This is a genomic window from Adlercreutzia sp. CNCM I-6215 (assembly GCF_977072315.1).
On sequence record NZ_CDRVMA010000001.1, the window covers coordinates 88,138 to 108,515 of the forward strand.

General features: G+C 59.0%; 12 protein-coding genes and 1 pseudogene. 7 read left to right on the top strand and 6 right to left on the bottom strand.

What is annotated here, in order from left to right:
• Nucleotides 1-134: 134 nt before the first annotated feature.
• Genes ACW4LP_RS00360 through nrfD form a run of 4 tightly spaced genes read left to right on the top strand, consistent with a single transcriptional unit; the run spans nt 135 to nt 4,551 of the window.
• Nucleotides 135-878: a 4Fe-4S binding protein gene (locus ACW4LP_RS00360; RefSeq protein ID WP_114548663.1), complete on the top strand. Its 744-nt coding sequence runs from the start codon at nt 135-137 to the stop codon at nt 876-878.
• 21 nt (nt 879-899) lie between these two features.
• Nucleotides 900-3,104, top strand: a complete 2,205-nt coding sequence (locus ACW4LP_RS00365) for a molybdopterin-containing oxidoreductase family protein (RefSeq protein WP_114548664.1) — start codon at nt 900-902, stop codon at nt 3,102-3,104.
• Entirely contained in the window at nt 3,104-3,646 is a 543-nt protein-coding gene (locus ACW4LP_RS00370; protein WP_041714836.1) for a 4Fe-4S dicluster domain-containing protein, read from the top strand. The genes ACW4LP_RS00365 and ACW4LP_RS00370 overlap by 1 nt, the downstream gene beginning before the upstream one ends.
• A 5-nt stretch (nt 3,647-3,651) precedes the next feature.
• Nucleotides 3,652-4,551 carry an NrfD/PsrC family molybdoenzyme membrane anchor subunit gene (gene nrfD / locus ACW4LP_RS00375; protein WP_114548665.1) on the top strand — a complete coding sequence of 300 codons (900 nt, stop codon included), beginning with the start codon at nt 3,652-3,654 and terminating at the stop codon, nt 4,549-4,551.
• Nucleotides 4,552-4,781: 230 nt separating this feature from the next.
• Here nrfD and ACW4LP_RS00380 read toward each other — a convergent pair.
• Nucleotides 4,782-5,760, bottom strand: a pseudogene (locus ACW4LP_RS00380) (M15 family metallopeptidase); the annotation flags it as partial.
• Between the two features lie 121 nt (nt 5,761-5,881).
• Between ACW4LP_RS00380 and ACW4LP_RS00385 the strand changes: the two are divergent.
• On the top strand, nt 5,882-6,532 hold the full coding sequence (locus tag ACW4LP_RS00385) for a very short patch repair endonuclease (protein WP_114548666.1): 651 nt from the start codon (nt 5,882-5,884) through the stop codon (nt 6,530-6,532).
• Nucleotides 6,533-6,676: 144 nt separating this feature from the next.
• Here the strand turns inward: ACW4LP_RS00385 and ACW4LP_RS00390 are convergent, their stop codons facing one another.
• The 3 genes from ACW4LP_RS00390 to ACW4LP_RS00400 all read right to left on the bottom strand — a co-directional run bounded on the left by ACW4LP_RS00390 (nt 6,677) and on the right by ACW4LP_RS00400 (nt 9,944).
• Nucleotides 6,677-6,970 carry a type II toxin-antitoxin system RelE/ParE family toxin gene (locus ACW4LP_RS00390; protein ID WP_114548667.1) on the bottom strand — a complete coding sequence of 98 codons (294 nt, stop codon included), beginning with the start codon at nt 6,968-6,970 and terminating at the stop codon, nt 6,677-6,679.
• Nucleotides 6,971-6,972: 2 nt separating this feature from the next.
• A complete protein-coding gene (locus tag ACW4LP_RS00395) occupies nt 6,973-7,242 on the bottom strand; it encodes a type II toxin-antitoxin system RelB/DinJ family antitoxin (protein ID WP_114548668.1) in 270 nt (89 codons plus the stop codon).
• A 968-nt stretch (nt 7,243-8,210) separates the two neighbouring features.
• On the bottom strand, nt 8,211-9,944 hold the full coding sequence (locus ACW4LP_RS00400; protein ID WP_114548669.1) for a hypothetical protein: 1,734 nt from the start codon (nt 9,942-9,944) through the stop codon (nt 8,211-8,213).
• Between the two features lie 173 nt (nt 9,945-10,117).
• Between ACW4LP_RS00400 and ACW4LP_RS00405 the strand changes: the two genes are divergently transcribed.
• Together ACW4LP_RS00405 and ACW4LP_RS00410 are read left to right on the top strand one after the other, a co-directional pair.
• A complete protein-coding gene (locus ACW4LP_RS00405) occupies nt 10,118-16,654 on the top strand; it encodes a chitobiase/beta-hexosaminidase C-terminal domain-containing protein (RefSeq protein ID WP_455803358.1) in 6,537 nt (2,178 codons plus the stop codon).
• A gap of 545 nt (nt 16,655-17,199) precedes the next feature.
• A complete protein-coding gene (locus tag ACW4LP_RS00410) occupies nt 17,200-18,837 on the top strand; it encodes an ATP-binding protein (RefSeq protein ID WP_455803359.1) in 1,638 nt (545 codons plus the stop codon).
• Here ACW4LP_RS00410 and pdxT read toward each other — a convergent pair.
• Nucleotides 18,831-19,382, bottom strand: a complete 552-nt coding sequence (gene pdxT / locus ACW4LP_RS00415) for a pyridoxal 5'-phosphate synthase glutaminase subunit PdxT (protein WP_455803360.1) — start codon at nt 19,380-19,382, stop codon at nt 18,831-18,833. The two genes, ACW4LP_RS00410 and pdxT, sit on opposite strands and share 7 nt — an antisense overlap.
• Before the next feature lie 5 nt (nt 19,383-19,387).
• Nucleotides 19,388-20,266 (bottom strand): pyridoxal 5'-phosphate synthase lyase subunit PdxS, encoded by an 879-nt coding sequence (pdxS, locus tag ACW4LP_RS00420; RefSeq protein ID WP_418686459.1) that lies wholly within the window; start codon nt 20,264-20,266, stop codon nt 19,388-19,390.
• Nucleotides 20,267-20,378: the final 112 nt, after the last annotated feature.

The following is a 20,378-nucleotide window of genomic DNA, read 5'->3' on the forward strand; positions in this document are numbered from 1 at the left end:
AATCAAACGTTCGGTAATCCCCCTCAAAGAGGGTACACAGCTTCTTCATTCATGACTATGATGCCCTCTGTTGCGTGGCGTCGCGATCTTGAGTTCTCTCTGAGACAAGCATGAAGTTACAAGGGGGAGTTCAAATGTCTGACACCCAGAAAAATGAAACCGTGGCCACCGAGCAGCCGCCCGCGGCCCCGGTGTCCGCTACCGAGCCCGGCTCTGCGCCGGCCTCCGAGAAGAAGCAGCCCTTCTTTACCCGTCGCACCGTGCTCGCCATGACCGGTTGCGGCGTTGCCGGCCTGGTGGTCGGCGGCGTGCTCGCCTCCTGGGGCGTGACCACCGCCTCCATTGCCTCGGGCCGCATCGAGCTGCGCACCACTCCTACGAAAATGATCGTCACCGACCGCGCTCGCTGCTCCGGCTGCCAGCGCTGCGAGATGATGTGCACCCTGAAGAACGACGGCGCGACCCAGCAGTCCATCGCCCGCGTGCGCGTGTGGGACAACTACAATTTCGGTTCCGGCGTCGATACCAACGACGGCATCTTCGGCAACTGCCAGTTCACGGTCGCCTCCTGCAAGCAGTGCGTCGATCCGCAGTGCGCCAAGTACTGCCCCGTCCATGCCATCCACTCCGATGAGGAGACCGGCGCTCGCGTTGTCGACGAGGACGTGTGCATCGGCTGTGGCATGTGCTCTGCCGCCTGCCCTTGGAACATGCCCCACATCAACGCCCAGACCGGCACGTCGACCAAGTGCATCTCCTGCGGTCGCTGTGCCGAGCAGTGCCCCAACGGCGCCATCAAGTTCATCGATTGGGAGGATATTGCCCAGAAGGCCATCGACGAGGGCGTGGTTTCCACGGTCACCATCGTCGAGGCTTAAACGATAGAGAGAAGGACCATTATGTCAGGACACGCTTTAACACGGCGCAGCTTTTTAGTTGGAAGCGCCGGGGTGGCTGCCGTGGCCGCCGGCGCGGGCCTTGTGAGCTTGTCGGTTCGCGGCGAAGCCGATGCTGATGCCGAGACGGATAAGCGAACCGAAGTGGTGCACTCGCTGTGCAATTCCTGCTCGAGCAAGTGCGGTTATTACGCCTACGTCGTAGACGGCGAGCTCACGAAGCTCATTGGGGATGAGGCCCATCCGAACGCGCAGGGCAAGTTGTGCGCGCGCGGGTACGGCTATTCCCAGATCGCCTATTCGCCCGATCGACTCACCGACCCGATGAAGAAGAACGAAAACGGCGAATTCGAAGTAATAGGATGGGATCAGGCGCTCAGCGAGATCGGCCAGAAGGTGAACGATATCATCGCGCAGTACGGCCCCGAGGCGCTTGCCATGGTGCAGGATCCGCGCCCGTCGGGCAAGTACTACACGAAGCGCTTCATGAACGCGCTCGGCAGCCCCAACGTGTACACGCACGGCGCCGCCTGCAACCTCTCCAAGGAGTCCGGGTTCACGCAGGCCATCGGGGCGGCCAACTTCGAATCGGATGTGGCCAACTCGAAGATGACGATGTTCATCGGCCGCAGCTATGCCGACGCCATCCGGCCCAGCTCGGTGGCCGCGCTGCAGCAGGCGCACGAGAACGGCGCGCACATCGTGCTGGTGGATCCGCGCCTGAACAACAGCATCGCTTTCGCTGACGAGTGGGTGCCCATCAACCCTGGCACCGACCTGGCGCTCATCTTGGCCATGTCCAACGTGCTTATTAATCGCGATCTCTACGATGCCGAGTACGTGGCGGCCAACAGTGTCGGATTCGACGAGTGGGCGAGCGCCATTGCGGGCTACACGCCGGAATGGGCCGAGGGCATCACGGGCATTCCCGCTGCCGATATCGAACGGCTGGCGCTCGAGTTCGCCGAGGCGGCCCCTGCGGCCTCCATCGAGCCGAGCTGGCGCGGTGCCTTCGGGTGCTCGTACGCGAACTCGGGCGAGACGGCGCGAGCGCTCTGCCTGTTCAACACGCTTCTGGGCTGCTGGAACCAGCCCGGCGGGGCGCTGTTCCTCCCCAGCGTGAAGGCGGGCGATCTCGATCCGGCGAAGTTCCCCGAGGTGCCGAAGGTCGAGGCGAAGATGTGGGGCGCCGAGGAGTACCCGCTGGCGCTCTCTTCCATGGGCACCAACCTCTACGTCGCCGAGATGGCGAAGGAGGGCAAGGTCAAGGGCCTGTTCTTCTACAACTCGAACATGGCGGCCGGCTATTCCAACCCCGCCCAGCTGGCAGAGGACTTCGCGAACCTCGATCTGATGGTCGTCGTCGACGTGCAGATGTCGGAAACCGCGATGCTGGCCGACTACGTGCTGCCCGAGTGCAGCTACCTGGAGCGTCGCGAGCTGCCCGAGTTCGTGGGCGGACGCGTGCCGGTTGTTTCCCTGCGCGATCAGGTGCTCGAGGTGATTCACCCCAACACGCGTCCGGTGGACGTGATTTTCACGCAGCTGGCCGAGGCGTGCGGCGTGGGGCAGTACTTCCCGTTCACCGTTGACGAGCTGGCCGACGCGCAGCTGCGCAGCGTGGGCACGAGCCTCGATGAGCTGCGCCAGGTCGGCACGATCTCGTTCCCCGAGAAGGCCTATGCCTACGGCAAGGTTCCCGAGTGGAAGACCCCGACGGGCAAGATTCAGTTCACGAGCGAGGCGTGCGAGGCGGCTGGATTGTCCGCGTGCCCGGTGTGGGTCGAGCCCCAGGTGATGCCGAACGAGACCGTCGGCGAGTTCCGCCTCATCGGCGGCAAGCAGGCCATCCACACGCATACGCAGACCGCCAACTGCGAGCCTTTGATGGACATCACGAAGTCCTACGGCCTCGACCGCATCTGGATCAACGCTGAGGTGGCCGAGCGTCTGGGCATCGCGGATGGTGACGAGGTCATTCTGTCGAACACGATGGCCGAGGGCCCCATCAAGGTGAAGGTGACCGAGCGCATTAACCCGACGGCCATCTACATGCCCTCGCACTATGGCTGCAAGTCTCCCGATCAGCGCACGGCCTATGGGGTTGGCTTGAACTTCATGGACTTCGTTCCCTTCCACATGGAACCGGCCTATGGCTCGGCCATGACGCAGGAGACGTTGGTTTCCGTGCAGAAAGTAGGTGAATGATGGCACGCTACGGAATGCTCATCAATACCAAGAAGTGCATCGGCTGCTATGCCTGCCGCACGGCTTGCCAGCGCCAGAACGACCTGCTTCCCGATGAGTCGTTCATCCGCTTTGAAGAGCGTGAAGTGGGCAAGTACCCCAACGTGACCGTGGAACACATCCCGCTGCAGTGCATGCACTGCGAGGACGCGCCGTGCGCGAGCGTGTGCCCCACCGGAGCCGCGCACATGGGCTCCGACGGCATCGTCGAAGTGGATCACGGCCGGTGCATCGGTTGTCTGTACTGCATGGCTGCCTGCCCCTATCAGGTGCGCACGCGCAATTCGAAGACGGGCGAGGTGGACAAGTGCCGCTTCTGCACGCTTTCTTCCTATGAGAACGGCACGAAGATGTGCTCGTGCGTCGATGCCTGCCTGACCGGTGCTCGCATCTTCGGGGATCTGGACGATTCCGATAGCGAGATTTCCAAGGAAATCGCGCGCACGGGTGCGGCCCCCATCGCCGGCGATCTGACCCGCGCCAAGATCTATTACGTGAGGTGATTGACATGATCTACGAACCCATCTGGGGCGCCATCATCGCGTGGTACCTCTTCCTGGCCGGCTTGGGCGGCGGCGCGTTCGCAACGGCAGTGTTCGTCCGCTACCGCCATCCGGATTGCAAGCGCCTCATGCGCGTCGGACGCCTTATCGCGCCGATCGTGGTTATCATCGGTCTGTGCTTGTTGATGTTCGACGCTGCCGCGGGCTTTGCTCATCCGCTGCGCTTCGCGCTTCTGCTTACGAACTTCGGATCGGTAATGACCTGGGGCGTGGTGTTTCTGGCGGTGTTCGTGGTCGTCGCGCTCATCGTGCTGGTGCTTGATTTGATGAAGCGCGAGGTGCCGATGTGGCTCGATTGCGTGGGGCTCGTCATGGGCCTGTGCGTCGCCATTTACACCGGCTGCCTGCTCGGCGTGTGCCAGGGATTCCCCCTGTGGAACAGCGCGCTTCTGCCGATTCTGTTCCTCGTGTCCGCCGTGTCCACCGGCATGGCCGCGGTGCTGCTCGTCGGCGTGTTCTACGCGCCTGACGAGTTCAACGAGGTCGTCGTCATGAAGAAGTTCCACTTCTGGCTGCCCGTCATCGAGTTCGTGCTGGTTGCCGCGCTGCTGTTCATCACGGCGTTCAACCCCAGCCCCGCTGGCTGGGAGAGCGTGATGTCGCTGGTGGCGGGCAATTGGGCCGTCGCGTTCTGGTTGCTGTTCGTCATCGTGGGCCTGGTGCTCCCGACGATTTTGGAGTGCTGGATGCTGTGGCTGGCCAAGCACGAGTTCGAGACCTCGCGCACGGGCCAGATGATCAGCGCGCTGTCGGATGCGGGCGTGCTCGTCGGCGGCTTCATGCTGCGTCTGCTCATCGTGAGCGCGGCGGTGCCGATCACGATTGTTCAGCCCTGGATGCTGTAAGTTCTTGCGATACCCACTCCTTGCAAAAGGCGGCCTTAGGGCCGCCTTTCTTGTGGGACGGCTCGGCATTTTTGTTTCGCGGTTTCGGAGAGGGCAGGTTTCGGAGAGGGCGGCTGCGGAAGGGTGCAGTTGCGGAAAAGGAGCGGAGCGGCTTCAGGCCTGGACGTGGTACGTTTCGACGAGCCACTCTTCGAGGCAGAGACCGCTTTCCGCTATGTCGGAGGCGGCCTCTTTGCCGACGTAGCGGTAGTGCCAGGGCTCGTAGCCGATGCCGGTTGTGGCGCTTTTGTCCGTGGGGTAGCGCAGGATGAAGCCGTACTCGGTGCAGTGGGCCATGAGCCACTGCTGGGTGGCCGTGGATTCCTGGCCTTCGTCCAGTTCCAGGTAGTCAGCGTCCACGATGTCGACGGCGAGACCGGTTTGGTGCTCGCTGGCGCCCGGTGGGGCAACCCAGAATGCGGCGGCCTCCTCGGCTTCGGTGCCTTCCAGATGCTCCTCGCGCTCGGCTCGCTCGATGCGGTTTTCGAAGAGATTCTCCTGGTAGTCGTAGGTGCGGAAAGAGGAGCAGATGATGGGATGTGTGCCGGCGGCTTCGGCAGCCGTGAGCATGGCTGTGAGATCTTCGACGATGCGGGCATCCACTCGGTGGTTGACGTGGGGCTCCACCCAGCTTGCGTCGGGCAACTCGGCCAGATTGCTAGGCGCGAAGTCGGCGGCGAGGGGATGGTCGCGGTTCACGAGGCGCAGGTTCCAGGGTAGGTCTTCAAGCGTCGTCGGAGGCATTTCGGTATTGGTCGCGGCTGCTGACTCGGTCTCGGGAGAGGTCGTGGCGGCCGCTGCTGTCTCTGTGTTGGGTGAGGCGATCGTGCCGTTAAGCGGCGTTTCGGGTTGGGTCAGGGTACCGGATTCGGAAGGTACAGGCTGGGCGTGGGCGGCCGACCTGCGGGAGGAGAAATAGGCACCGTCGCCGACGACGAGCACGGCGGCCAATCCGCCGGCGAGCGCGATGAACTCGCGACGGTCGAGCGCGAATGGCGCGTTCGTCATGGGGCCTCCTCCTTCCTGGGTTCGGTGTTTCGTTTGGCTTGCCTTCGGCTGCTGCGTTGTCGCTTGGGGCTCGGTTCGCTTTTGGGGCGGCCGGCTCCGGCGACGTGTGATTGCCGCTGGAATGCGCCAGTTGCGACTGGCGAGCCGATGGGGGGCTCCCATGGTAGCGCTTGGGTTGCGCGCCGCGTGACAGCATTTGCAAAAAGACGCACACCTTACGCTTTCTTAATTGGAGTGTTCAGGGTTCCGCAAGCGGGAAGGCGCAGGCGCTATAATAACGGCCATGAAAAAGCCAACAGAGAAAACGAAAGAGACGATTGCGCAGGGCGATGCGGGCGATGCTCCCGACGGCGTGACTGATCGCGCAATCGAGGCGAGGGAGCAAGTCTTAGCGGCGGCTGCCGACGAAGACTCTGCAGAAGGCGAGGAGGGCGCTGAATCTCGCGTGCGCTTATCGAAGACGAACCGCTACGATTTCGGGGTTGTGTCGGCGGCCACTCACAAATCGATGCAGGGCAACAAGCGGCGCGACACGAAGCCGGAGGTGCTCGTGCGCCGCATGCTGCGCGAGATGGGCTTTCCCGGCTACCGCTGCGATTGGAGGAAAGCGCCCGGGCGTCCGGACGTGGCGTTCGTGGGGCGCAAGCTCGCCATCGAGATCCGCGGCTGCTTCTGGCATCGGTGTCCCGTGTGCAGCCTGTCGGTGCCCAAGAAGAACCTCGATTACTGGGAGGCTAAGTTCGCCCGCAACGTCGAGCGCGACGAGCAAAACCTGGCGGCGCTAGAGGCGGCCGGCTGGAAGGTGCTCGTGCTGTGGGAACACCAACTGAAGAAGAAAGAGCTGCCCGCCACGCGCCGCCTTCTCTACGAATTCGTGCGCCGCGAGGACGACCCCGACTACGATGAGGCTTTTCCGGTTTGCGAGGGGGAGTGAGCATAGCACTAGCTCGCTAATGTTCCAAGTTCAGAAAAGTGTGAACATGAGGTTAATTCCGGTTCAGAAAAATGCGAGAACAGGGTCTGAGTAAGCTCAGAAAAACAATATTGCCTGGTGGATTGCACAATCCTAAAGCACTTCCTATCCACTGAACAGATCGTCGTGGCCACCGGTTCTCTGAAAGTACGCCTGATCGTCGGTCTGCGCCCAAACAAGCAACCAGTCGCCAGCGTTTGCGACATGGCATTCCATGCTTCCCGACCACTCGCCTTTGAGCCGATGCATGTTATGCCGGCGAACAAGTTCTGATCGGCTATCTGGGGTATCGGCGACCACCAATTCCACGACTTCTTTCAGAGGATCTAGCGCTACGTGCTTCTTCTTAAGGCGCTTAACGTCTTTCTGGAAGCGCGGGGTGTAATTGGCTCTCAGCACCGCTATGCTCCCATCGCCTCGAACATTTCTGATACGGTGGCGTAGCCCGGATCTCCCGATGCGATGAGTTCTTTCGTTTCCCTTATTGCCTCGCGAGACTCGAGATTAGGCGTTGGATATTCAAGCGTGAGGGGAATGCGCTGCTCGCGTACGATCTGACGGTAGAACGCGCGCGTGACTGATGAGAGATCGAAGCCGAAATCTTCCACGATGTTAGCTGCGGCGCGCTTGGTATCTTCGTCGACTCTCACCGTTACAGAAGCAGTTGCCATAGGACCGACCTCCTTTACTAATAGTAAGACGATTATATGCTTTTGTCTTGCATTGTTCAAGGATCTGCATCTGCTGACTGTGTTTGATGGGCTTGATATACTGCGAAATTGCCTGGCGCATCGTTGAGCGCTTCCGAGAATTTCGTAAATCACTATAGCCATTCACCAAACTTGAGTTACTCATATTTCTGGAAAATTATATTTCATAGTTCGGAGTTGCTCGTGATAATGAGCAATTATTACATCGCATTGATACGCGAGAGGATTCCAAATCACTCCCAATGGACGTCGATAACCAGCATTTCTCAATGTCCTTCTTCGCAGGGCTAACCGTGTCATATCAGTTATGACATGTTGTGCCTCCCTGCGCCGTTCCAAGAGCCCTAGAACATCTAATCGAATCTTGGGATTCACGACCTAATGAAAAATTTTTCGAAAAAGAGCCGCCCATAGGGTGCGCTCTTCGCGTTATGCGTAATAGGAGGTGAGGTTCAGGAATGTCGCACGGCGAAACACAGCAAGACAATGAAGATTACAGCAAAGCGAACCGAGCTACTACTAAAACAGAGACATCTATTTTGGTGGAAAAGTTCGTGGAAGACCATTACGACGAGGTGTTCCGCTATTACGCAAGGCGCCTTCCAAGCAAAGAGGATGCCCAGGATGCAACATAGGAAGTATTCCTCCGCCTTGGAATGACATTAGAATACATCTAACGTCACCTTGCAGAGAGGCTGGCATCGAAGCCCAATTACTTTCGAACGAATAAGGCAACTGTAATGACATTAGATGTGTTCTAATGTCATGCGGGCTTTCCGATTACCAGGCTCCTGATTCTGATGATATAGACGCAAACAATAGCAAGATTGAGGCCATATGGCGAAAGGACGATAGCCTCATAATCGATGAACATAATGGCAGTCCTGCCAGCAGTTTGCGCGATTTGCTTCAGACAACAGCGGCAGAGGCTATTTCTCGGCCACAGGCGGAATAAACTCCTCTATCGCACGTCTTAGTTTTGGGTGGTGTATGACGAAGTGTATTGATGGTACAAGCTCTTTCGACACCATAGCCCACCTGCCTTCGTGAATGCTGATCTGTAGGTTCCTGAACGTCTGTGAAGAAGTTTTCTCTACCTGATACCGAGGATGATCCGCTGCGAAACGGTCGGTATCCTCCAGGTGCGCAAGGTACTGCTCGTACGTGTACGCGACGCCCTTCTCGCAGAATACGTTCGAAAGGTCGAGGTTCAACGGATAGACCTCGAACTCCTCTCTGGTAAGCAGCGGTATCTCGACATGGATCTCGCTAGTCTCAAGAATATGCACGACGCGCCGACGAGCCGAAGAGGCGGCATCGGCAATGCCGGCCGCCTCTTCTCCATCGAATCCAGACCTTGCAAGCATCTCCACCAGAAGGGACGCATCGATGGTGTAGAGCGGCAGCGAAGAGAGGATGCTCCTGCGCTTCCCGATTGCTTCTGAATCGACCTGCAAAAAAGCGTTGAACTCGTTCTTGTTGTCGATGCGGTAGATATCCATCAAGGGTCGCGCAGCGCTCAGCAGCTCCTGGGCTCGCGCCGTATAGTACCCCAACTCCTTCCTCGATTTGGTCAAATAGTATCTTCCCTCGGCATGGTGGCCCACAATGGCCTCACCGCAAAGGGCAGCGGCTCCGGAAACCTTCAGAAGATGCAGAAAAACGTTATTCGACGGCTCTTTGAGATAGAACGGAGAAATCTGGCCCGTCATGTACATGGGGATCCAGCTCTCAAGTCCCAGCATCATATCCTCGAAGGACCGGTTCAAGTCATGGATCTGATTCAGGTGAAGCCCCTTTTTCAGCATCATGGCCATGCCGAACATCCACTTCTTCGGGAATTCCGGATCCTTCGCCATCTCTCCCATGGGCATGTCGCTGTACATGATCACCGGCTCGGTTGATTTGGAGATCACGGTGGCCTTCAGGAAATCAAGTTCGCTTTCCATCATCTGGTCGAGACCGAAGTACGTCTTCGATGTGGGCATTTGGAACGGCACGGAAGGAACTTTCAGTTCGTCGAAGTGGATGGCCTTGATGTAGTCGTTCAGGTTGAACTCGTCGAGCTTGAACAGGAAATCCGACACGGGATGATCCCTATGGTCGCGATCGTCGAACAGCCACTCCATCAGCTTTTCGTACCGAACGGAGCTTTCCGCTAGCTCCTCTTCAGTGCAACCTAGCAGATGCGCCAGCACGGCTCTATCGCGAGCAGAGTCCCATTCTCGCGCCACGTACTCCGCCACCGACGATGCGAACTTTTCGGGATCCGATGGACGGCGCGAGCCATTGCGAAAGCGGAACACGGTCGAGGCATCGTAGTTTATATGGCGACAGAGCTTGCTGATGCCCACATCGAGCGTTGCAAGGAGGAGGTCGAAGTTCTCGAGGAGCCGATCGGCGTCGCGGGGGCGAAGGTCGGATGACTGCATGAACTGCTCACGCACTGATTCCGCGGTTATATCGCCAAGCTGCTTCTGCCGTGCCAGCTCGGCGATCGCAGAGCAGAGATTCTCAAAGGCGTCGGATTCCGTATCGGGGAGCCTCGACCCCGTACGATATCGACTCAGAGTGGCGGCGGATACTCCCGACTGCTCGCTCACCTCTTTCGCCATGCAGTCGATCTGCTCGATATATGCATTCAGTTGTTCGTGAAACTTCATTTCGCGCTTTCTCGTTGCTTGCAGGTTGCAATGACTATGGTACTCAGGAAATGCGCCCCCTAGCGTACGATTTCCGTTTTGGCAATTGCCGAACCTGGCAACTCTATTGTGCCTCGTTCCTCGATTTCGGAGAATGAACGGGATCCCTCACCAAGAGAAAGATAGAAACCGCCATGCCCAGAAAAGACAAGACAGCAAAATCTCCTTTTGCAAAAGCTTGTGCCGTCGCACTCTCCTTGGCACTGGTTGTGACCATGTGTCCCATCGTCGGATTTGCCGAAGATTCAAGTCGGGTGGACGCAGTCGCGAGCGAAGACGCTCAGGCGGCACTGCTCCCTGTGAGCGATTCTGAAGTCGATGTGCCCGATGATGCGCTTTCAGTCTCCAGCAACATATTGCTTGATGGCGCATCCGAGGATGATACGGACAGCATCGCTGGTGGTGGCGCATCCGTTTCCGACGAAGAGGTTCCGGATGAGGATGCTTCGAACCAGTCTACTGTCTCTTCGGATGATGCTGATGTGGCAGAAGGCGCCGAAGATAGCCAGCCAGTCACAGAAGCGTCCGTAGAACCAGGCCCCAACCCGTTTGCGAGCGGCGTGGATGCCCAGAACCTTGCCACGCTGGACAACTATGAATGCGAAAACTACCCCGAGTTGGACAAGTCGCTCCTATGGAAGACGTCCGCCTCTTGCTCCGGTAAGAAGATGTGGGTAGGAACGCTCGTGCAGGACAACGGCTACTGGAACGATCCGGGCTGGTCGTTCGATTGCGGCTGGCAAGCGCCGGACCCACTGCATGATGCCGAAGTGTATGCCTATCTCAACAAGGGCTATGAGGATACGGTCGATGGGCAAACCCGCGACGTGGTCATGCTCTACGGAGATGGCGGCCTTAAATCGATGGACATAGCAGCCGTGCTCGACGGAAGCTACGACGTCTATATCTCGGTGGCAGCGTTTAAATACCAACATCTGCAGAGCGTCACGTTCCCCAGCTTCGTCAAGGAGATCAGGGAGTACGCCTTCAGCTCAGGCTCGGCAGGTGACCTTACCTCTGTTGCATTTGAGACATCCCCAGACGGCAACGGCATAGAGCGCCTCTGCGACAGTGCGTTTTCCGATTGCGACGGGCTTGCCTCGCAAGACCTGATCGTGCTGCCGACATCGCTTCAGTACCTTGGTGGCGCATTCGACTCATGCGGTGCGGTGATGCTGCGCATCGACAACCCGGATGTGCGCCTAGCTCATGACGATATCTACTACGAAGGCAGCGTGTATGCGCCCTGCGATGATGGATCCACTGTCTATGCCTACAAGAAGCGCACAGACGGCACGGAGTCAGACCCCTGGAAGCTCTCACAGCTAGAGAAAGGAAAAGGAATCAATTGGGTTTGGCTCGACGACGACATCAATACCGTGAAGGTCACGGGTAAACTCGACCTTCCCGAGGGTGTCGCGACAACCGACGTGAAGGTTATCGTGCAGCAGGGTGATTCCACCTATCAAGCAAACGTTGCGGATGACGGCGCCTTCACGGCAGAAGGCTTAAAACCTGCTGTAGAAACGCTCATCACCATAACGATGCCAGGGTATTACGACAAGGAGCTGCTGCGTCCCGCTGGACAGATGACGGGCGATTGGGACGCGGGCACGATAACCGGTTTTTCGAAACTGGCGGTTCAGCGGGTCTATCCCATAAGCCTGCGATGCAAAACGGGAAGCAGCGATACCGGCGGCAATCCCGAATATGCTCCCGTATCCAATTGGAACAGCCTTTCGTTTACGTTGAAGCGCAACGGCGCAGAGCTCAAGCCAGGGAAAAACCTGACGGGTGAGAGCGCCACCGACGATTACTTGGTGCAGCGCGGTCAGCTCATCTTGTCCGAATCGCTCGCCAACGATCCTGCCGCCCTCGCCGAGCTTTCCCTTGAAGTGACCCCTGCAGAGTCGCTCGCTCTTTCCCCTGCAACTGCAACTTTCAACGAAGAAGCGGGAGAGTTCGCCGCCGTCCTTCCGCGCTGGGGCAGTGCGACCATCTCGCTCAACGCCGCCTTCGAAGGGACGAGCCGCGTGCTGGTGTTCGACGGCACTGCAAGCAATGCCCGGTGCATCCAGGATGGTTATGCGCAAGTGTATTGGCCTGACGGCCAAGAGAATCCCGCCTGGCATTTCGATACCGGCAAACTGAAGGCAGGCGATTACACGATAGTGGCATTCAAGCCCTCACTGAATGTAAGCGCCTCTCACCTAGGCGTGATCAAGCGACTCGCGTTTCCCTATGCCAGTGAGGACATTCGCATCGAAGACGAAGCTACCAGCGCACTTGCGCTTAGCGTTCCCGATTTCAAGGCGGAGGATGCCCTGGCATCGATCGGCGTGAAGTCCGTCACTGCGAAGATGCCTCAAAGCTCCGTTGTCGTCGACTGCGAAGCAATCTTTCAGATCAGCTACGAATTCGACCGATCCATGGATGCGACCCTCACGTTTGACATTCCCCGAAACGATTACAGCGACGCATCAGCCGCGTTGGATACGGGCGAGACCCTCGAATGCACATCGAGAGAAGGCGCTCTTTCCGTGAAGATCCCTTCTGGTGCCACCTCCGGGGTGATATCCATCGCATTGACACCGACGAAGGAACGGGTATATTCGATGCCATTCTCCCTTTCGGCTTCTGGGGCCACGGTGCCTGCGGGCAATCTTTCGTTCGCATCCCTTGGGATGAGCGTTGAGGTGCCGTCCGGCTATGTGGGCCAGAAGGGCAATAACGCCATCGTCTATGCAAGTCCGGGCGCAACCGCACAGCTTTCCATCAACGGGCAAAACGTCGGCGAATCGGTTACCACGAACAGCAAGGGCAAAGCAACGGTAGGCTTCGACCTGCCGGAAGGCCTAACGGATTCCCTTCTTTACGGAGACCGTGTGAAGGTGGATGCAACTGCTACCACAGAAGGAGCCACTTTCTCTTCCTATGCGGACTGCACCTACCGACCCCAGGCACAGATCTGGTCGTTTAAGGTGACGAATGAAGGCCGGACGCAGGATCTCATCGCCGACGGCAAGGAGAGCGACAAATGCCTGACCATCCATCACCAGCTTGCCCGGAAATCGTGCGCTTACTGGACGTTCGATGTCACCGTGAAGAAAGCAGGCAACGAGATCAACGCCGGCGACACCTTATGGATGTATGCGGTCATGCAGGACGACAGGACGGTCGCCATCCCGCTTACAAAGAAATCAAGCGACGAGCAATATACGCGCTTTGTCGGCGAGTACGTGGACGAAACTTATCTGCAGCTGCTGGCAGACAATCCCGACTCGGGGTCTTTCAGTATCTCCGAATTGGATGCCGAGGAGCTCTTCATCCCGCAGACCTATACGTTCAACAACTTCGCCTTGGCCTATGCGTCGAACGTGGACGACGAGGACTTCAAGGAGCGCATCAAGAAGCGCGCCGAACAGGAAGCCAAGGACAGATACCTCTACTTGGAGAATCTGTTCGGAGACACGTCGTCCAGCGGCAGCGAGCTGAGCAAAACCTGCGAAGGAATAGATGCGTCCTTACAGGCGTTCGAAAATGAGATAAAGCAGCGTGTCAAAGAAGGCACGCTCACCGAAGCGGAGGCGCAGGCTTCACTGGCTGAGATTGAGGCGCAGCGCGCGGATATCAGCCTAGACAGCCTCCGTGCACCCATAGATGCGGACGACACCTGGATTGCTGCGATCGACGACCCCGACTTCACGGGAGAAGACCCGGATATCGGCGAGTACTCGATTCCGACTGATGCGGAGATAGATGGGTGGTATGCGGGTCAGGATGCCGCAACGATCAAGGAAGTGAAGGATTTCTTCCACAGGATGAAGGAGTCCATAGACAACAACTATGCGTGCGGAAAGCTGACGAACCGCTCCATACGAAACAGCCTGGATGCCATGGGAACGAGCGCGGGCATCGGCAAGGTGAGCGCATCGGGCTCACCGTCGGCCCTGATGGACAACTGCCTTCAGGACAAGCTAGGCGGCGTCGTCAAGGTTTCCGAAGGCGACAGCGCAAAGGGCGTCCAAGTCCAGACCTTGGAAGACGGCCGCCTCGAAGCCGAGCTCTACGTCACCGACTCGCAGAAGAACAGTGCTGACGGCAAGACGGAAGGCGTCTACACGGGCTATTCGTGCTTGGTGACGGAAAGCGCACCCCAAGGAGCTACGGATCCGAACGCAAAGAAGCAGAACACCTACAAGGTCGATTTCTCAGAACATAAGGAGAAAGATGACCATATGCGCTCCGCCAAGGTGGATGCACTCAAAGCCGCCGGGTTGGATGGTTTTGGTATGGGGATTGACATGGTGAGCGGCGTGATCGACGAGGGCGCAAAGAGTGTGCTCGACAACGTGCTTGCGCGCCGCATCCTCAAGGACGTTCCGCCTGAGAGGATCACGCCCATGGTGAAAGCCTGGGCGAAGAGCCAGATGTGGGCTAAGGAGACAGAAGAGGTGGCCAATGAAATCTCAAAGTGCACGAATGTCAATCAGGTTCTGGGCGGCGTCGGCGTCATCGGAAGTGGTGTGGGGTTGAGATTCGCCATGGACTCATGGTTAGACAACATGGATGCCTTAGGCGTCCTTGAAGCCGACATCGAATCCATAAACCAATGGATTCTCTATTACAAGAAGCGCAACCCTTGCGATGGAGCATGCCAGAACTGCCTCAAGGCGCTCTACGCCGAACGCGATGCGGCCGAGAAGTACCGAGAGCTCATGGAGAACGAGGACGACCATAACTACACCGATGTAATGACCGGTTATTGGAACACGGTGGGATCGACGATCATCCTTGTCGCAACCATGGGGAGCAGCTCTGTAGTGACGGAGGGGGCTAGCACTGCTGGCGGCGTGGTGAGCAAGGCCTCGTTGGCGATCGATGCAGGATCCACCTCGATTCACCTGCTGCGCGCGCACTACCTCGACAAGGCAAAGAACGCCTATGAGCAGGCAACCGCTTACAGGAAGAGCGTTTGCAAGGAAGTTCCTAAGAAGAACAATGGCAGCGACGATGTCAGGAACATCATCGACTGGGACAAGTTCTACGGCATCGGGTCAAATGTGATCATCGACCCGTCGGGCATCGTATATGAGGCGCTGGATAGTAATCCCGTAGAAGGTGCCAAGGCGACCATCTATGTTGCAGACGATGCAAACGGCCGCAATGCACGGAAATGGAATGCCGAAGACTACGAGCAGGAGGGCACGCTGACCACGGGCGCAGACGGAGCCTTCCAATGGGATACGCCAACCGGCTTCTATCAGGTGAGGGTCGCCAAAGAAGGGTATGACGTAGCAAGGACGGACTGGCTTTCGGTGCTCCCCATCCGAACCGGGCTGAAGGTAGGTTTGAAGTCAACGCAGGCACCAAGCGTTGTAGCTGCGAATGCCTGCCCCGAATATATAGAGCTGGAATTCAGCCAATACATGAAAGCCGATGAGGGAGCAGGAACGAGCGCCCTCGTGGATGGCGAGAGAGCCCGTCTTGAATGGGTCGACTCGAAAGACGCCAGCGAGGCCGACGGAGGAGGAGCGCTTGCCAAGGTCCTGCGCATCTACCCGCAAGAACCCTTGTCCGAAGGAGCAAGTGTTTCGGTGAAGCTGAACGGTGCGAAGAGCTATACGGAGTGTTCGTTGGGCGATCTGTTCGGGTCATGGTCGAAGACGCTCACCGTCGAGAAACGTCCGGCGCAGCTCGTTGCGAACTATGAGAATGCCGTCGTCTTGCAAAGCGATGCTCCTGAACCTGTCCAAGTTGTGGCCTACGTGCGCTATTCGGACGGCACCCCTGTGGCGAACCAGCCGGTGACGGCACAGGTGGATGCGCCCAGCATCGCGGCGCTCGACGGTATCAGCGCCTTGGACGCTTCTGGCGAGGGCATCGCAACTGGCATGACGGATTCCGAGGGCAAGACATCGTTCTCGCTCTATGGTGACCTTCCCGGAATGACGGCGCTCACCCTTGCGGCAACTGGCACGTCGCTTTCCAAGGAGCTGGCGATTCGCACCACTTCTGATGCAGCGCAACCCGTGCGGCCCACCGCAACCATCGGAACGAACACGTTCGATGCGTTGGCTCCAAAAGAGAACAGCGTGACGGTACCGAAAGGTTCGAAGCTAACCCTGACAACCACCACCGAAGGAGCGACCATCTACTACACCACCGACGACACCTGCCCCTGCGATGCAAACGGGACGCGACGCGTTTACACCGGACCTATCAGTGTTACGGGAGATACGAAGTATCGAATCGCCGCATATAAAGAGGGGATGCCTTTTGATGAATACAGCGAGAGATTGAATCTTGCCGTGAGCGTAACCGATGACGGACGCGATCCGTCAGGTGGTGGCGAGCAGGGAGGCGGAGACAACGGTGGAACCAATCAGGGCAATAGCGGAAGCATGAACGGTGGCCAAGGGAATAACGGTGGTTCGGATGCACCTGAGGCATCAGGAGGTAACCAGGAAATCAATTCGGGTCAGACAGATAACGCGAACTCCGTCACTGATACTGATAAGCCTGCTAGCTCTTTAGGCTTTTTGGCAGAAACAAGTGACAGCTTAGGCTTGCCTGTGCGTATTGCTCTGATTCTCTTTTGCGCTTCTGCTATAGGACTGGCTTCTTTGCTGCTCTATGTCGGTCGCAGAAGATTCAATAGTCGCAGATAAGTACGTTAGAGAGATTGGGCGCCAATAGGCTGTGTGGGTTAGCGATACCCATGCAGCCTATTGGATATAAAAGATGCGCATCGCGAAATGACGCCTACTGGCAGAAATTGTTTCATGCTCTGCCGGCATCTAAGCAACTGTGGCTGATAAACGGACAAATCGTCTATCAGGGCTTGACAGCAATATCAAGCGCATCCTTAATGACCCCTGCCTAACGTCTATTCCCAACGACCGCCGACAACCCTCGTTTCCCAATGTCCCTCTTTCTTATGGCTAACCGTGTTGTAGCCGGTGACTATCTGACGGATTTCACTATGATGCCCAGATCCTTCACCGGCCTTCATGTGTTCTTTCGCATGGGCGGAGGTGTTGCCGGTGATGTCGGTCCCGCAGATGTTACAGTCAAATCATGATTTGAATTCTCTGAGCAGGGGTCTTGCACAATGTTGGGTTTGCGCGCACCAACAAATACAAGCGTTGTTGCAAATAGTCTCAAGTTGTTGCATACTGATGAGACTTCTTGAAACTATTTGCGGGGGTGGGCTATGGGCGTGTACGATTTCGATCTGGAGAGCTATATTGGTCTCGCCCGACGTCTTGGCACCGACACCGAGCGGGTAGAGGTGAAAGCGGCTTCTCAGGGGCTTCCGAAAAGCATGGCGGAGACGCTGAGCGCGTTTTCGAACACGTCGGGTGGCGTGGTGATTCTGGGGCTCGCGGAGCGAGCGGGGTTCCAAGGTGTTCCGGGCTTCAAGGCGCGTGCTGTGGCCGACGCGCTTGCCCAGATGTGCGGCGAGAAGATGGAGCCGCCCGTGCGGGCGTCAGTCGAGATTGTCGAGTTCGAAGGATCGCCTGTGGTGGTGGCCACGGTGCCCGAACTGCCGCCCGAGCTTAAGCCCTGCTTCGTCAAGTCGCGCGCAATGCATGACGGCTCCTATGCGCGTGTGGGGGATGGTGATCGGAGGCTGAGCCCCTACGAGGTGGACCGCCTGCTGGAGGGGCGTCGGCCGCCGCACTACGATCGCGAAGTGGTCGAAGGGGCTTCAGCGGGAGATTTTGACGACGAACTTCTGGAGGGGTTTATTCGCCGGCAGCGTGCCGATTCGCCGCGAGCGTTCAAGGGCATGAGCGACGAGGAGCTGCTTGAGGCGCTCTGCGTGACGGCTCGTGACGGGGAGGGGATCGTGCGACCCACATTGGCGGGACTTATGGCGCTCGGGCGCTTTCCACAGCGTTATTTCCCGCGGGCCTGCCTTTCGTTTACGGTGATCCCGGGGACGTCGAAGGCCGATGTGAGCGTCGAAGGGCTGCGCTTTCTCGATTCTCGTGAGATCGTCGGGCCCATCCCTGTGATGATATCGGAGCTGATGGTGGCGCTGCGTCGCAACGTGCGCGTCTCGTCGAAAGTGGAAGGCGCGTTTCGCATCGATAGACCCGAGTATCCCGAGACGGCCGTGCGCGAGGCGGTGGCCAACGCGCTTATGCACCGCGATTACTCGCCGGACGGGTGCGCCTCCCAGGTTCAGGTGACCATGTACGACGACCGCATTGAGATATTGAGTCCAGGCGGTTTGTGCCGGGCTATGACGGTCGACCGTTTGGGCGAGCTTGGCGTTTCCTTCCCGCGCAACCAGGCACTGGCCAACATCCTGCGCGCCACCCCCTATGCCGAGGGGTTTGCCGAGGTGGGCAGTGTGGTGGAGAACAAGGGCACGGGTTACTTCCAGATTCGGGCCAGCTTGCGCGAGGCGAATATGCCGGAACCGGTAGCCATTGACCACATCACCGCTTTCGAGGTGGCGCTGTACAAGGCCGGCGCTGGCGCGGAGGCAGGGCGGTTCGGGTTCGGGCTCGGAGAGCGCGCGGGGGGTGGCGGGCGCGGTGGTGTTTGGCTGCCTGAGGGCGCTGCGGGCGGGAAGATCGTGCGATCCGTCACGGAGTGGTCAGACGAAACCGGTCGCTTCCATACCATTCATGTGCTGGCGCCGGGTACGGTGGAGTGCGACATCGTCGACTTCTTGGAAGAGGCGCCCACACCGGTGAGCTCGCGGATTCTTATGGACGCGTTGGGCAAGTCGAAGGCAACGATCAGCCGCGCGCTCAATCGGCTGATGGACAAGTCTCTTGTGGAACGGCTGGGGCCGTCGCGCGGCCCGGGCGCCGTCTATCGGTTGGTTCAGTAGGCGCGCTTCAAAGGTGCGAGGAGCGCTTCGTAGAGGCGGCTGTCGTCGTCGAGTTCGGGGTGGAAGGCGGCGGCGATCTGGTTGTGGTGGCGCACGGCCACCGGTGCGTCGTTCAGGGTGACGAGGGGCTCGACGCCGGGGCCGGTAGCTTCGATGCGCGGGGCGCGAATGAAGGTGAGAGGAACAGCTTCATCTTCCCAGCGACCCTCGGCGTGGAAGCTGCCGAGTTGGCGGCCGTAGGCGTTGCGGCGCACGGTGACGGGCAGGGTGCGGAAATGGTCGGCGAGCAGGATGAGGCCGGCGCAAGTGCCGAGGGTGGGCAAGCCCTCGGTGATGCGCTCGCGTAGCGGTTCGAACATTCCCAGGTCGTGCAGCAGCTTCGCCTGCACGGTGGATTCGCCGCCGGGGAGCACCAGGCCGTCGAAGGGACGGGCGAGGTCGGCGGCCTGGCGCAGCTCGATGGTGGTGCAGCCGAGGGATTGCAGGCGTTGCTCGTGCTCGATGAAGGCCCCTTGCAGGGCGAGGACGGCGATGGTTGGGGACATGGGTTCTACTGCCCCCGCTCTTCCATGATGATCTGGATCTCCTGCTCGTTAATGCCCACCATGGCTTCGCCGAGGTCTTCGGACAAGGCGGCGAGCATCTCAGGATCGTTGAAGTTCGTGGTGGCCTTTACGATGGCCTCGGCGCGTCGGGCCGGGTCGCCCGACTTGAAGATACCGCTGCCCACGAAGACGCCCTCGGCGCCCAGCTGCATCATAAGGGCCGCGTCGGCCGGGGTGGCGATGCCGCCGGCGGCAAAGTTCACGACGGGCAGCTTGCCGGCCTCGTGCACCTCGCGCAGCAGCTCCACCGGCACTTGCAGCTCCTTCGCCGCTTCGAACAGCTCATCGTCGCGCAGGTTCTGGATGCGGCGGATTTCAGCGTTCATCCGGCGCATGTGGCGCACGGCCTGCACGACGTCGCCGGTGCCCGGCTCGCCCTTGGTGCGGATCATCGTGGCGCCCTCGGCAATGCGGCGCAGGGCCTCGCCGAGGTCGCGGGCGCCGCAGACGAAGGGGACGGCGAAGACGGTCTTGTCGATGTGGTAGGTGTCGTCAGCCGGCGAGAGCACTTCGGATTCGTCGATGTAGTCGATGTCGATGGCCTGGAGGATCTGTGCCTCGGCGAAGTGCCCGATGCGGCATTTCGCCATGACGGGGACGGAAACGGCCGCCTGGATGCCCTTGATCATGGCCGGGTCGCTCATGCGGGACACGCCGCCGGCCGCGCGGATGTCGGCGGGGATGCGCTCGAGCGCCATAACGGCCGCGGCTCCGGCGGCCTCGGCGATGCGGGCCTGCTCGGGGGTGGTGACGTCCATGATGACGCCGCCTTTCAGCATTTGGGCGAGCTGGCGGTTGAGGGCTACGCGCTCAGCAGAGGTGATGGGAGTAGCGGGGTTGCCGGCCTGGTTAGCGGCGGGGGCGGTTTCGGTCACGAGGACTCCTTCCTTTTGCAAAAGATATGAGCGGAAGGGTAAGGGATAACTGAACTTAGTG

Bases quoted from the DNA above. Each gene is read 5' to 3' on its own strand.
- ACW4LP_RS00360 (WP_114548663.1), top strand. From the start codon at position 135: ATGTCTGACACCCAGAAAAATGAAACCGTGGCCACCGAGCAGCCGCCC.
- ACW4LP_RS00365 (WP_114548664.1), top strand. From the start codon at position 900: ATGTCAGGACACGCTTTAACACGGCGCAGCTTTTTAGTTGGAAGCGCC.
- ACW4LP_RS00370 (WP_041714836.1), top strand. From the start codon at position 3,104: ATGGCACGCTACGGAATGCTCATCAATACCAAGAAGTGCATCGGCTGC.
- nrfD (WP_114548665.1), top strand. From the start codon at position 3,652: ATGATCTACGAACCCATCTGGGGCGCCATCATCGCGTGGTACCTCTTC.
- ACW4LP_RS00385 (WP_114548666.1), top strand. From the start codon at position 5,882: ATGAAAAAGCCAACAGAGAAAACGAAAGAGACGATTGCGCAGGGCGAT.
- ACW4LP_RS00395 (WP_114548668.1), bottom strand. From the start codon at position 7,242: ATGGCAACTGCTTCTGTAACGGTGAGAGTCGACGAAGATACCAAGCGC.
- ACW4LP_RS00400 (WP_114548669.1), bottom strand. From the start codon at position 9,944: ATGAAGTTTCACGAACAACTGAATGCATATATCGAGCAGATCGACTGC.
- ACW4LP_RS00405 (WP_455803358.1), top strand. From the start codon at position 10,118: ATGCCCAGAAAAGACAAGACAGCAAAATCTCCTTTTGCAAAAGCTTGT.
- ACW4LP_RS00410 (WP_455803359.1), top strand. From the start codon at position 17,200: ATGGGCGTGTACGATTTCGATCTGGAGAGCTATATTGGTCTCGCCCGA.
- pdxT (WP_455803360.1), bottom strand. From the start codon at position 19,382: ATGTCCCCAACCATCGCCGTCCTCGCCCTGCAAGGGGCCTTCATCGAG.